This is a genomic window from Saccharopolyspora sp. NPDC002578 (genome assembly GCF_053592695.1).
In genome coordinates, this window is the sequence record NZ_JBSFWJ010000055.1 from 11,656 (window position 1) to 24,882 (window position 13,227).

Consider the following 13,227-nt stretch of genomic DNA (forward strand, 5'->3'; position numbering starts at 1 on the left):
AGCGAACACCATGCCGCGGCGGCACTGTCAAGGGAGGCGGTTCGGAGCGAAGGCCTCCGAGGTTTTCCCCTTCGCGCGGCGAGGAACCCTGGTGCGACCGGCCGCGGACGACCGGGCCATCACCGAGGAGGTGCACGTGCTGGGAGAACCGGTGCGCGGCGCGTTGGCGGGCGCCGCCGGAACGACCGCGCTCAACGCCGCGACCTACCTGGACATGGCGGTGCGCGCCCGGCCGGGCAGCACCAGTCCCGAGCAGACGGTGCGGCAGGCCGAACGCCGCTTCGGCGAGCTCCCCGGCGACGACGCCTCGGCCCGGGACAACCGCAGGTCCGGGATCGGCGCCCTGCTCGGCATCGGAGCCGGTATCGGAGTGGGTGCCGTCTACGGCTGCGTCCGGGCGAAGGCCGCGCACGCGCCGCTGCCGGTGATGGCCGTCGTCGCCGGTGTCGCGGCGAACGCGGGCAGCACGGCGCCCATGTCCGCGCTGGGCGTGACCGATCCGCGCGAGTGGACCGCACGGACCTGGCTCATGGACCTCGTCCCGCACCTCGCCTACGGCGTCGTCACGGCCGTCACCTTCGACGCCTTCGCGAGGCACCGGGGTCGCCGGTGAGGTCCGCGGCCGGAAGTGCCGCTGTGATGCGAAGTCCGCCGCCGGGACGCGGAGCCAAGGTGAGGGTGCCGTCGTGGGCGTCCACGACGCTGCGCACGATCGCGAGGCCCAACCCGGCGCCCGCGTGCTCCTCGTCGCGCACGCGTTCCGCGCCGCGCTGGAACGGCTCGGTCAGCCGCGCCACCAGTGCCGGGTCGAGCGCGTCGCCGGTGTTGTCCACGTCGAGCACGGCCGCGCCCGCCCGCACCTCGGTCCGCATCCGCACCAACCCGTCCGCGGGGAGGTTGTGCACGATCGCGTTCTGCACCAGGTTCGTCGCCATCCGCAGCAGCAGCGGTCCCGATCCGGAGGTCGCCGCCGCCGTACCCGCCACGTCGAGCGCCACCCCGCGACGCTCCGCGAGGGGCAGCAGCGTCTCGACCGCTTCCTCCACGAGCAGCGAGAGGTCGACGGGTTCGCGGGTGAACGACCGCCGGTCGGCCCGGCTGAGCAGCAGCAGCGCCTCGGTCAGCTCCACCGCCCTCGTGTTCACCCGCTCCAGGCGCACGAGGAGCTCGTCCACGTCCCGCGCGGGATCGTCGCGGGCGACTTCGAGCAAGGTGCGCGAGATCGCCAGCGGCGTGCGCAGCTCGTGGGAGGCGTTCGCGGCGAAGCGCTGCTGTTCGGCGGTGTGCGCCTCGATCCGTTCGAGCATCTCGTCGAAGACGTCGGCCAGCTCCCGGAACTCGTCGCGCGGGCCCTCCAGGTCGATCCGGTGCGACAGCGACCCGGCGGCGGCCAGCTCGGCGGCGCCGCCGATCCGGTGCAGCGGGGCCAACATCCGCCCGGCGAGGAACCAGCCGCCGACAAGGCCGAACACCAGCACTCCCGCCAGCACCGCCGCCGCCTTCGGGGCGAAGGCGCGCAGCAGGTCCCCGCGTCCGGGGACGAACCCCGCCGGGCTGCGGACCTCCTCGGGCACGTAGCGCAGCAGGAACAACCAGACGACGACCAGCAGCAGGGCGTTGGCGAGCAGGAGGAACCCGGCGTAGCTCAAGGTCAGCTTCCACCGGACGCTGAGCCCACCGGGCCTACCCACGCGGAGCCTCCTCGGCGGCGTCGATCCGGTAGCCGACGCCGGGCGCGGTGGCGATCAGCCACGGCTCGCCCAACCGCTTGCGCAGCGCCGACACGGTGATGCGCACGGCGTTGGTGAACGGGTCCGCGTTCTCGTCCCACGCCCGCGCCAGCAGCTCCTCGGCGCTGACCACGCCACCGTCGGCCGCGACGAGCACCTCCAGCACCGCGAACTGCTTGCGGGTCAAGGCGACGTAGCGGCCGTCGCGGAAGACTTCGCGCCGGAACGGGTCCAGCCGCAGACCGGCGAGCTCGCGCACCGGCGGCCGGGCGTGCGCGCGCCTGCGGTCCAGCGCGCGCAGCCGCAGCACCAGTTCCCGCAGCGCGAACGGCTTCGTGAGGTAGTCGTCGGCGCCGAGCTCGAAGCCGGTTTCCTTGTCGTCGAGGCGATCCGCCGCCGTGAGCATGAGGATCGGCAGGCCGCTGCCGGAGTCGACGATCCGCCGCGCCACCTCGTCGCCAGACGGCCCCGGGATGTCGCGGTCGAGGACGGCGAGGTCGTAGGTGTTCAGCCGCAGCAGCTCCAACGCGGTGTCGCCGTCCCCGGCGACGTCCGCCGCGATGGCCTCCAGCCGCAGGCCGTCGCGCACGGCCTCGGCCAGGTAGGTCTCGTCCTCCACGATCAGCACCCGCATGCGGGGAATCCTAGGTGCCGGGGGATATCGCGGGCGTATCCGAAAACGAAGACGACCGCGCAACAGCGCGCGGTCTTCGCTGGTCCCATGCAGACCACGACCTCGCCCCGCCCCCGGCGCGGGCACCGGAAGCTCTTCGTCGGAGTCGCCCTCGTGCTCGCGGTGACCGGCGCGCTCACCGCGCAGCGGGTGCTCGCGCCCTCCTGGTCACCGTGGGAGGCGTTGCGGGGCCAGCCCACCGCGGCCGACGGCGCGATCCCCGCGGGCCTGCGGCTCTCCGTGCACGACGAGGCGTCGCCCGCGGTGGCGCGGCTCGACGAGGACCTGCTCGCCGCGCTGCGGGAGGCTGCGGCCGACGCGACGGCCGACGGCGTCCAACTGCTGGTCAGCAGCGGATGGCGCTCGGCGGCCTACCAGGATCGGCTGCTGCGGGACGCCGTGGACACCTACGGTTCGCGGTCGGAGGCGCTGCGCTGGGTGGCGACGGCCGCGACCTCCGCGCACGTCTCGGGCGATGCGGTCGACATCGGCCCGTACGACTCCTCGGACTGGCTGGTGCGCCACGGCGAGGACTACGGGCTCTGCCAGATCTACGGCAACGAACCCTGGCACTTCGAGCTGCGCCCGGGGACCACGACCGAGGGCTGCCCGCCGAGGTACGCGAACCCCGCCGAGGATCCGCGGATGCAGCTGTGAGCGGGGAACGCGGGCGCGCGCCGCCGTGGCCGGTGCGCGCCCGCGTTCGGTCACCGGTACTCGGGCAGGTGCGCGTCGTCCTGCCCCGCGGGCGCGAGGTGCAGGGCGTGCCCGCCGCCTCCGGCGAGCTCGGCGCGGATCACGGTGCTCGCGTCGACGAGGCGGTGGTCCACCTCCACCTCGTTCGGGTTGGTCTCGACGTCGGTGCCGGGAGCGTCCCGGTAGAAGTGCGCCACGTACCGGCCGTCGCCGAGGAAGTCCAGCGGGATCTCCAGCGTCCGCTGCTGCTCGTCGGTCAGCGAGCCCACGAACCACGCCGGGCCGCTGCGCCGCGCCATCGTGATGAAGTCGCCGATCTCGCCGTGCAGCACGCGGGTCTCGTCCCAGGACACCGGGACCTGCCGCAGGAACTCGAACTCCGGCACGCCCTCGTAGTGCTCCGGCACGTCCGCGAGCTGCTGCAACCCGCTCAGCAGCACCGGGTACAGCGCGAGCTGGTGCGCGCGGGTCGTGTGCACGCGGGTGCCGTCGTTGCTGTCGCCGTGGTCGTCCTGCGGGCTCTGCGGCGGGAACCAGGTGATGTCGAAGATCCCCGGCGTGTAGTCGAACGGCCCGGCCAGCATGGTGGTGAACGGCAGCGTCACCGTGTGCTCCGGCGGGTTCCCCTGCGACCAGGCGTCGTACTCGATGCCGCGGGCGCCTTCGCGGGAGACGAAGTTCGGGTAGGTGCGCTCGATGCCGGTGCCCTTGATCGGCTCGTGCGCGTTGATCAGCAGCCGGTGCCGGGCGGCCTTGTGGATCACCCGCTGGTAGTGCTCCACCATCCACTGGTCGTGGTGGTGGTGCGCGTCGATGTCCCCGGCGTAGCCGGTCTTCACGCCCGGCATTCCGAGCTCGGCGTAGAGGGCGAAGGCCTGGTCGAGCTGCCGCTCGTAGTTGTCGACGCCGCCGCCGGTCTCGTTGTGCGCGAGGAACGCCACCCCGCGCTCGCGGCAGCGGTCGAGCACCTGACGCAGGTCCAGCTGCTCGTTCGGCGTGAGGAAGTCCTGGTCGTCGCCGAAGTCGCCGCCGGTCTTCCAGCCCTTGTTCCAGCCTTCGGCCAGCACGTAGGGAATCCCGTTGTCCGCGGCGAAATCCACCGCGCGCAGCACGTTCTCGGTGCTCGCGCCCAGGTCCGGGCCCTCGATCCAGGTGTTGCGTCCCTTGTGGATCTCCCACCACACGCCGAGGAACTTGCCGGGCGCGATCCACGAGGTGTCCTCGATCGCGCAGGGCTCGTTGAGGTTGAGCACCAGGTTCGACTCGACCAGCGCACCCGGCTCGCGGCCGATCAGGAACGCCCGCCACGGAGTCGGGAAGGGCGTGCGCAGCAACGCCTTCCGCCGCCCTTCGCCCTTGCGCGGCACCAGCGCGCTGCGCAACCCCGGCCCGCCGTCGATCTTGGTGAGCGTCATGTCCGGGTAGCTCAGCAGCGCGGCCTCGTGCACCGCGAGGTACAGGTCGTCGGCGACCCGCAGCGTCAGCGGCGTCGCGAGGTCGCCGAGCCGTTCGGCGTCGTCGCGGGGTTCCTGCCAGGGGTGCAGCTTCCCCGCGCCGGTCAGGGGCGTCTCGGTGTAGAGGTATTCGACGGAGTCGTAGTTGGCCGGGGTGGACCACGCGGTGTGGTCGGCGGTGAAGCGGAACTCGGTGTGCTCGTCGAGCACCTCGAAATCGCCGAGGTCGGGCTGCTGCGGGAAGAAGTAGCGGAATCCGACGCCGTCGTCGAACACGCGGAACTCGACGTCGAAGTCGACCTGTTCGTGCAGCCGCACCACGGTGCTGCGGCAGTGGCTGCGGATCTCGGCCGACGAGCCCCACACCGGCCGCCAGGTCTCGTCCAGTTCGTCGTGGGCGATGCCCACCAGCTCGGCGGCCTCGCCCAAGCGCCGGTCGCCGAGTTCGAAGCCCATGCCCGACCAGTCGAGCACGACCTGGGTGCCGCGGGTGATGCGGTACTGCGGTGTCCCCTCCTGCAACCGGAACTGCGCGGTGATCGAGCCGTCGGGCGAGCTCGTCGTGATCGGTTCGCCCGCCGCTTGCGCCGCGGTGCCCGGACTCCAGGCCAGTGCGGTGAATCCGGCGACGCCCGCCGCCTTGCCGAACGTGCGCCGGTCGATCTCGTTCGTGGACATGCGACCCCTTCGTCGTCGTTGCGCCACCGGCTCGTCCGTCCGCAGCGGGGCGATCCGCCGCGGGCTCGGCCGGAAGCGGGTCGAAACGATCGATCAAGACCGGCGGCCAGTGTTCAGCCGACCGCGGGGCCGGTCAAGGGAAAGGGCACGTCATTGCGACATCCGGGCGACCCGCCCGATCACCGATCAGTCCTCAAAGGATGGTCCGCGGTTCTCAGTGCTGAATCCGGCCCCAGGAACGCGCGGCGCGATCGGACGCGTCCCCCAAGCCGACGATCAGGTTGACGGCCATCGGGATGAACACCTGCTCCAGATCGTCGAACCGGTCGAAGTGCCCGGACAGTTCGAGGGTCACGTAACCGTGCAGCATGCTCCACAGCTGCGCGGCGGCGCGGGCCGGTTCCTGCTCCCGGATCCGGCCCGCGCCGACGGCCCGGTCGGCGGCGGCGACGAGATGCCCGTAGGCGCGCTCGGCCACCTCCGACTCGCCGGTGGAACCCCCGGACGCCGGTAGGCCGAACATCAGGTCGTAGAGGTGGGGGTTGTCCCGAGCGGCGGCGCGGTAGGCCAGCGCGAGGCCGCCCAGATCGGTGATGGGGTCGTCGGTGATCGGCACCGCCGCGAGGCGGCCGTCCAATCGCCGGAAGCCCTCGTCGACGACCGCGGCGAGCAGCTGCGGCATCCCGCCGAAGTGGTGGTAGACGGCCATCGTCGACGCGTCGACCTCGCGCGCGAGCCTGCGGGCCTGCAGCACCGCCGGACCTTCTTCGACGAGCAGTCGTACCGCGGTCTCCACGAGCCGATCCCGCATGCTCGCGCCGCTCTTGTCCGTGGTGCTCACTCTTGCCAACCTCCCATAACGCCGTTATGTTAGCCGCATAACAGCGTTATGAACAGGACGGAGCTCGATCATGAGCGACAACCCCTACCTGAACGGCAACTTCGCCCCCGTCACCCAGGAGCACACGCTGACCGCGGTGGCCGTCACCGGGTCGATCCCGGAACACCTCGACGGGCGCTACCTGCGCAACGGCCCCAACCCGCTCGGCGAAGTCGATCCGGCCACCTACCACTGGTTCATGGGCGACGGCATGGTGCACGGGCTCCGGCTGCGCGACGGCCGCGCCGAGTGGTACCGGAACCGGTGGGTGCGCTCGCCGGAAGTCGCCGCACGGCTCGGCGAACCCCTGCCGGGCGGCCGCAAGCACCGGGCCGGGCTGAACACGCTCGGCGCGAACACCAACGTCATCGAGCACGCCGGGCGCACCCTGGCGCTCGTCGAAGGCGGCGTCGCGAACTACGAGCTCACCGACGAGCTCGACACCGTCGGCCCGTGCGACTTCGACGGCACCTTGACCGGCGGCTACACCGCCCACCCCAAGCGGGACCCCGCCACCGGCGAGCTGCACGCCGTGTCGTACTTCTTCGGCCGCGGCAACACCGTGCAGTACTCGGTCATCGGCGTCGACGGCCGGTGCAGGCGCAGCGTCGACATCGAGGTCACCGGATCGCCGATGATGCACGACTTCTCGCTGACCGAGAACCACGTGGTGTTCTACGACTTACCCGTCACCTTCGACGTCCGGGAGGCTTCGCGGACCACGGTGCCGCCGCTGCTGCGCAGGCCCGCGCAACTGGTGCTGTCCGCGATCATCGGCAAGGTCCGGGTGCCCGATCCGATCGCCGCGATGGCCGCCGATCGGGGCGGCGCCAACACCGGGTTTCCGTACCGCTGGGACCCGCGCTACCCGGCGCGGGTCGGCGTCATGCCGCGCGATGGCGGCAGTGCCGACGTGCGCTGGTTCGAGGTCGAACCGTGCTACGTCTTCCACCCCATGAACGCCTACGACGACGGCGCGACCGTGGTGCTCGACGTGGTGCGGCACCCGAAGATGTTCGACGCCGACCGGCGCGGCCCCGACGACGGGCCGCCCGCGCTGGATCGCTGGACCGTCGACCTCACCGCCGGGAAGGTGCGCGAACAACGCCTCGACGATCGGCCCCAGGAATTCCCCAGGGTCGACGAACGACTCGTCGGACGGCGGCACCGCTACGGCTACGCGCCCGCGGTCGGGCGCAGGCTGGAGCAGGGATCCGCCCTGCTCAAGCACGACCTGCGGGAGGGCACGACCACGACGCGGGAGTTCCCGCCCGGCACGGAGATCGGCGAGTTCGTCTTCGAACCCCGCACCCCGGATTCCGCCGAGGACGACGGCGTCCTGATGGGCTTCGTCCACGACAAGCGGGAATCCCGCAGCGACCTGCTGATCCTCGACGCGGCCGGCCTCGACACCGTCGCCGCGGTGCACCTGCCCACCCGGGTGCCGAACGGTTTCCACGGGAACTGGGTCCCCACCGGACGATGACCTCCACCGCCTGTCTTTGATCTTGGCTTGAGCAGTGGGCCGGGTAGCGGAACCTCAGCGGTTTCCTCGCTGCGGGATCTTTTTCCCAAGTGGCTCCGCCACGAGGAAAAAGCCGTCCTCGCGAGGAAACAGGAAACCGCTGAGAACCCGCCGGTGGTCTTCTTGCTCAAGCCGGTCGCTGCTCAGCGGCTCCGCCGCTGACAAGACAACGACCGACAACGTCGCTCACTGGGAATCCGAGATCAAAGACAGGCGGTCACGATGCGCGATGGCCCAGGGCGGCCGAAATGCCCTGGGCGCTGCGGCCGACCACCTTCACCAGGCCGCGCATCCGGGCGGCGGGCATGTACGGCCGGGTCGCCGAGACGCTGATCGCGCCGACCAGGTCGCCCGCCGCGTCCCGGATCGGCGCCGCGACGCAGCGGATGCCCGGCTCGTTGTCCTCGGTGTCCATCGCCACCTGCGAGTCGACGTACTCGCGCATCCTGGCGGTGAACGCGTCGATGTCCCCGCCGCGCGCCGCGCCGGGTTCGACCGGGGTTTCGGCTTCGTACAACGGCTCCCACTCCTGCGGCGAGTCCAGCAGCAGCGCCATGCCGACCCCGGTGCGGGTCAGCGGCATCCGGTGCCCGATGCGCGAACGCATCTCCGCACCCCGGGAACCGGGCAGCTTGTCGAGGTAGAGCACCGAGGCGCCGTCGCGGACGGCGAGGTGCACGGTGTCCTGCAACTGCTCAGAGAGCTCCTCCAGCACGGGCCGCGCCACCACCGGCAGCGGATTGCCGTGCAGCGCCTGGAATCCGAGTTCGATCAGCGTCGGCCCGAGCGCGTAGCCGTCCCGGCCGGTGCGCAAGTACCCCTCCCGGACCAGCAGCTGCGCCAGCCGGTGCGCGGTGCTGCGGCCCAGACCGGTGCGCTCGACGAGGGCCCGCAGGTCGGTGGCGCCGTCGGCGACGGCGCGGACCACGGCGAGCCCCCTGGCCAGCGTCCGGGTGCCCGGCAGCTCGGCGGCGTCCTCGGAAACCATGCCGCGATCCTACATATCGGGACCGTATTCGCATTATCGGGAATCATCTCGCACAGTTCCGCCCATGACCGACGCCGCTGCGAGCCTGATCGCGCTCGATTGGGGGACCACCGCCCAGCGCGCCTGGCTGCTCGACGGCGACGGCGGAATCCTCGCCACCCGCCGACCCGAACTGGGCCTGCTGCCGACCACGGCGGGGCTCGACGTCCGCGACGCCGACGCGCGGGCCCGCGCGTACGAGACCGCGTTCTGGTCGGCGTGCGGCGAGTGGGTCACCGCGCACCCGGAGCTGCCGGTGCTCGCGTGCGGGATGGTCGGCAGCGCGCAGGGCTGGGCCGAGGCGGGCTACCTCACCGCCCCCGCCGAGCTCCGCTTCGGCTCCGGCGCGCTCACGCGGGTCGAGCACCGCGGCGGTGCCGCCCACCTCGTTCCCGGGCTGCGGACACCGTCCCAGCACGGCCGCCCGGGCGACGTCATCCGCGGCGAGGAGACCCAGATCGTCGGTGCGCTGGAGGCACTGGGCTCCCCCGCCGAGGCGGTCACGCTGGTGCTGCCCGGCACGCACGGCAAGTGGGTGCGGGTGGACGGCGGCAAGGTCGTCTCGTTCGCCACGGCGATGTCCGGCGAGCTGTTCGGCCTGCTCACCACCGGCGGCATCCTCGCCCGCACCGCCGCTGGAGCGCGCCGCGACGACGCGGCGTTCGCGCGCGGACTGGCCGCCGACCGTTCGCGCGGACTGTCCACCGAACTCTTCGGCGCCCGGCCGCTGGTGCTCGACGGGCTGCTCGATCCGGCCTCGGTGCCCGACTACGTCTCCGGCGTGCTCATCGCCGACGAGGTCGGCCACCTCGCGCCGACCGTCGGCGCGGGCCCGGTGGTGCTGTGCGGCACCGAGGACCTGTGCCGCCGGTACGCGGCGGCACTGGCCGCGCACGACATCGTCCCGACCGTGCTCACCGAGGACGTGGCGGCGCGCGGGCTGTGGCGGATCGCGCTGTCGACCGGACTCCTGGGCTCGTCCGGGCGGAACGGGTCATGACCGAGCATCGTCCCCCGCGACATCGAGGAACAGGAGCGGCAATGGCAAGCACCGGACTGGTCGCGATCCTGCGCGGCGTCACCCCCGGCGACGTGGCCGGCATCGGCGAAGTCCTCGCCGACGAGGGCATCGACGCCATCGAAGTACCGCTGAACTCCCCGGAGCCGTTCACCTCGGTCGCGCGCCTCGCCGCCGCCGTGGGCGACCGGTGCGTGGTGGGCGCCGGCACCGTGCTCGACGTGGAGGACGTGGCGCGCGCCCGCGACGCCGGTGCGCGGATCGTCGTCGCGCCCAACGCGGATGGCGCGGTCATCGCGGCGGCCGTGGACGCGGGGCTGCGCCCCTACCCCGGCGTGGCCACGCCGACCGAGGCGTTCGCCGCCGTCGCCGCCGGAGCACGCCACCTCAAGCTGTTCCCCGCCGACTCGATCGGCATCGCCGGGATGAAGGCGTGGCGCGCGGTCCTGCCGCCCGACGTCGAACTGCTCCCCGTCGGCGGAGTCGACGAGACCGGCCTCGCCGCCTGGGCGGCGGCCGGAGCGGGCGGCGCGGGCCTCGGCTCCGCGCTCTACCGGCCGGGCGACGGTCCCGAACGGGTCCGCGCCCGAGCAGCCGCGTTCCGCCGGGCCTGGACCGCCGGAACCGGCTGAGGAACCCGGCTCGCGGGCTCGCCACGTCGGCGCCGAAGCCGATGAGCACCGCCGAACGACCCGCCGCGCAACTCACCCCGAACGTGCTCCGGAGAAGGAAGAGCCATGAAGATCACGTCAATGACGACATATCAGGTTCCGCCGCGCTGGCTGTTCCTGAAGATCGAGACCGACGAAGGCGTCGTCGGGTGGGGCGAGCCGGTCCTGGAGGGCCGCGCCGACGCGGTGGCCGCCACCGTCGACGAGCTCTCCGACTACCTCATCGGCCAGGACCCGTCCCGGATCGAGGACATCTGGACGGTGCTCTACCGCGGCGGGTTCTACCGGGGCGGCGGCATCCACATGAGCGCGCTCGCCGGGATCGACCAGGCGCTGTGGGACATCCGCGGCAAGGCGCTCGGGGTGCCGGTGCACGACCTGCTCGGCGGCCGGGTGCGGGACCGGATCAAGGTCTACTCGTGGATCGGCGGCGACCGCCCCGCCGAGACCGCGCAGGCCGCCGCCGCGGTGGTCGAACGCGGCTTCACCGCGGTGAAGATGAACGGCACCCAGGAACTCCAGTACCTGGACAGCTGGGCCGAGGTCGACCGGTGCGTGGCCAACGTCGCCGCGGTGCGGGAGGCCGTCGGCCCCGACATCGGCATCGGCGTGGACTTCCACGGCCGCGTGCACCGGCCGATGGCCAAGGTGCTGCTGCGCGAGTTGGAGCCCTACCGGTTGATGTTCGTCGAGGAACCGGTGCTCTCCGAGCACCTGGACGATTTCGCCGGCGTGCTGCGGGGTTCGCCGATCCCGATCGCGCTGGGCGAGCGGCTGTACTCGCGGTGGGACTTCAAGTCGGTGCTGGCCTCCGGGGCGGTGGACATCGTGCAGCCCGACCCGTCGCACTGCGGCGGGATCACCGAGGCCCGCAAGATCGCGCACATGGCGGAGGCCCACGACGTGGCGCTGGCGCTGCACTGCCCGCTCGGGCCGATCGCGCTGGCCGCCTGCCTGCAGATCGACGCGGGCTGCCACAACGCCACGATCCAGGAGCAGAGCCTCGGCATCCACTACAACACCTCCAACGACCTGCTGGACTACCTGGTCGACCCGGCGGTGTTCACCTACGACGCCGGGCAGGTCGCGATCCCGACCGGACCCGGACTGGGCATCGAGATCAACGAGGCCTACGTCGCCGAGCGCGCCGCCGAAGGGCACCGCTGGCGCAACCCGGTGTGGCGGCACGCCGACGGATCCGTGGCGGAGTGGTGAGCGACATGACCGACACCGCAACGACCGCTCGCTCCGCTTCCCGCGCCCGCGTGCTCATCGCGGTGCTGCTGTTCGGCACCGTCTTGATCAACTACCTGGACCGCTCGAACCTCTCGATCGCGCTGCCCGCCATCGCCGAGGAGATGGACCTGTCGAAGGCCCAGCAGGGCCTGCTGCTCTCGGCGTTCGGCTGGACCTACGCGGCGATGCAGCTGCCCGGCGGCTGGCTCGTGGATCGGATCCGGCCGCGCGTGCTCTACCCGCTGTGCCTGGTGCTGTGGTCGCTGGCGACGGTGTTCATGGGCATGGTCGGCGGTTTCGTCGCGCTGATCGTCTTACGGCTGCTGGTCGGCGCCTGCGAAGCCCCCGCCTACCCGATCAACAGCCGGGTCGCCACGGTGTGGTTCCCGGAGCGGGAACGCGCGACCGCGATCGGCTTCTACACGTCCGGCCAGTTCATCGGTCTCGCGATGCTGACTCCGGTGCTGTCGTGGTTGCAGGCCGCGGTGTCCTGGCACTGGGTCTTCATCCTCACCGGCCTGGTCGGGATCATCTGGGGCGCCGTCTGGTACCTCGCCTACCGGGAACCGCGCGAGTCGCGGGCCAACGCCGCCGAGGTCGAGCTGATCAGCTCCGGCGGCGGGCTGGTCGACCTCGTCGACGAGCAGCCCAAACGCGCCCGGATCACCCGCGGCGACCTCGCCACCGTGCTCGGGCGACGGAAGCTGTGGGGCATCTACCTGGGCCAGTTCTGCCTGACCTCGACGCTGTGGTTCTTCCTCACCTGGTTCCCGACCTACCTGGTGGAGTACCGCGGCATGGACTACATCGAGTCCGGTTTCCTCGCCGCGCTGCCGTTCGTGGCCGCGCTGATCGGGGTGCTGACCTCGGGCGTGGTCTCGGACTTCCTGCTGCGCCGGGGAACGTCGCTCGGCCTGGCGCGCAAGGCGCCCATCGTCGTCGGCCTGCTGCTGAGCACGCTGATGGTGGGCGCGAGCTTCACCGACTCGACGGCCCTGGTGATCGTGTTCCTGTCGGTGGCGTTCTTCGGCAACGGCCTCGCCTCCATCACCTGGTCGCTCGTGTCGGCGCTGGCACCGGAACGGCTGCTCGGGCTCACCGGCGGCATGTTCAACTTCATCGGCAACCTGTCGTCGATCGCGACGCCGATCGTGATCGGGTTCCTGGTCACCGACGTCAGCTTCACCCCGGCCTTCGCCTACATGACCGCGGTCACCCTGCTCGGAATCCTGTCCTACGTCGTACTGGTCGGCCGAGTCGAACGCGTCACCGAGCGGTGACGAAGCCGGATCAAGCCGTCCCCTAGGAGGAATCCCAGTCGACGCCGAATCCGCTCGCCACGCTCACCAACTGAAATCCCGGTATATCAGGAGATCCGTGATCACCGGAGTTCGCACGCGGACCGTCCACAGGAGACTCTGCTCGGTGAACACGTTGGTGCGCCGAGGCAATCGCACCCGGACGGGATCGCGGCGAGCGGTTCCTGCGGTCGAACGCCGCCGCGAGGCTGATCGCATTCGGAGGCCGTGGCGGATGAGCAACGTCGGCTGCATGACTGCAGACGGACTGGTCCCGCGACCCGCCGGAGGCCGACCCGCCGGGGGTCGACCCGCTGCGGATCGCGCTGGAGCAGCGGCCA

The 13,227-nt window shown here is 71.7% G+C and carries 12 protein-coding genes; 7 read left to right on the forward strand and 5 right to left on the reverse strand.

Going from position 1 to position 13,227, the window contains the following annotated elements:
• The first annotated feature begins 91 nt into the window (after nucleotides 1-91).
• Nucleotides 92-613, forward strand: coding sequence for a hypothetical protein (locus tag ACWD38_RS22635; RefSeq protein WP_343071442.1), 522 nt, complete (start codon nucleotides 92-94; stop codon nucleotides 611-613).
• Here the strand turns inward: ACWD38_RS22635 and ACWD38_RS22640 are convergent.
• Nucleotides 573-1,691 (reverse strand): sensor histidine kinase, encoded by a 1,119-nt coding sequence (locus ACWD38_RS22640; RefSeq protein WP_450124846.1) that lies wholly within the window; start codon nucleotides 1,689-1,691, stop codon nucleotides 573-575. The genes ACWD38_RS22635 and ACWD38_RS22640 overlap by 41 nt on opposite strands.
• Nucleotides 1,684-2,364 (reverse strand): response regulator transcription factor, encoded by a 681-nt coding sequence (locus tag ACWD38_RS22645; RefSeq protein WP_184479786.1) that lies wholly within the window; start codon nucleotides 2,362-2,364, stop codon nucleotides 1,684-1,686. The genes ACWD38_RS22640 and ACWD38_RS22645 overlap by 8 nt, the downstream gene beginning before the upstream one ends.
• An 87-nt stretch (nucleotides 2,365-2,451) precedes the next feature.
• Here ACWD38_RS22645 and ACWD38_RS22650 point away from each other — a divergent pair, with 87 nt between their 5' ends.
• The gene (locus ACWD38_RS22650) at nucleotides 2,452-3,060 is read left to right on the forward strand and encodes a M15 family metallopeptidase (RefSeq protein ID WP_184479787.1); all 609 of its coding nucleotides are present in this window, start codon (nucleotides 2,452-2,454) and stop codon (nucleotides 3,058-3,060) included.
• Between the two features lie 50 nt (nucleotides 3,061-3,110).
• Here the strand turns inward: ACWD38_RS22650 and ACWD38_RS22655 are convergent, their stop codons facing one another.
• Together ACWD38_RS22655 and ACWD38_RS22660 are read right to left on the reverse strand one after the other, a co-directional pair.
• Complete coding sequence (locus ACWD38_RS22655; protein WP_450124847.1) at nucleotides 3,111-5,231, reverse strand: glycoside hydrolase family 97 protein; 2,121 nt, start codon at nucleotides 5,229-5,231, stop codon at nucleotides 3,111-3,113.
• A 214-nt stretch (nucleotides 5,232-5,445) separates the two neighbouring features.
• Nucleotides 5,446-6,072 (reverse strand): TetR/AcrR family transcriptional regulator, encoded by a 627-nt coding sequence (locus ACWD38_RS22660; protein ID WP_450124848.1) that lies wholly within the window; start codon nucleotides 6,070-6,072, stop codon nucleotides 5,446-5,448.
• A 70-nt stretch (nucleotides 6,073-6,142) separates the two neighbouring features.
• Here ACWD38_RS22660 and ACWD38_RS22665 point away from each other — a divergent pair, with 70 nt between their 5' ends.
• Entirely contained in the window at nucleotides 6,143-7,597 is a 1,455-nt protein-coding gene (locus tag ACWD38_RS22665) for a carotenoid oxygenase family protein (protein WP_450124849.1), read from the forward strand.
• Between the two features lie 256 nt (nucleotides 7,598-7,853).
• Here ACWD38_RS22665 and ACWD38_RS22670 read toward each other — a convergent pair whose 3' ends face one another.
• A complete protein-coding gene (locus ACWD38_RS22670) occupies nucleotides 7,854-8,624 on the reverse strand; it encodes an IclR family transcriptional regulator (RefSeq protein WP_450124850.1) in 771 nt (256 codons plus the stop codon).
• A 64-nt stretch (nucleotides 8,625-8,688) separates the two neighbouring features.
• On the opposite strand from ACWD38_RS22670, the gene ACWD38_RS22675 reads away from it, so the two are divergent.
• From ACWD38_RS22675 to ACWD38_RS22690, 4 genes are all read left to right on the forward strand, one after another.
• A complete protein-coding gene (locus tag ACWD38_RS22675; RefSeq protein WP_184479791.1) occupies nucleotides 8,689-9,663 on the forward strand; it encodes a 2-dehydro-3-deoxygalactonokinase in 975 nt (324 codons plus the stop codon).
• Between the two features lie 41 nt (nucleotides 9,664-9,704).
• The gene (locus ACWD38_RS22680) at nucleotides 9,705-10,313 is read left to right on the forward strand and encodes a 2-dehydro-3-deoxy-6-phosphogalactonate aldolase (RefSeq protein ID WP_184479792.1); all 609 of its coding nucleotides are present in this window, start codon (nucleotides 9,705-9,707) and stop codon (nucleotides 10,311-10,313) included.
• A 105-nt stretch (nucleotides 10,314-10,418) separates the two neighbouring features.
• On the forward strand, nucleotides 10,419-11,567 hold the full coding sequence (gene dgoD / locus ACWD38_RS22685) for a galactonate dehydratase (protein ID WP_184479793.1): 1,149 nt from the start codon (nucleotides 10,419-10,421) through the stop codon (nucleotides 11,565-11,567).
• A 5-nt stretch (nucleotides 11,568-11,572) separates the two neighbouring features.
• Nucleotides 11,573-12,868, forward strand: coding sequence for an MFS transporter (locus tag ACWD38_RS22690; protein WP_450124851.1), 1,296 nt, complete (start codon nucleotides 11,573-11,575; stop codon nucleotides 12,866-12,868).
• Nucleotides 12,869-13,227 lie beyond the last annotated feature (359 nt).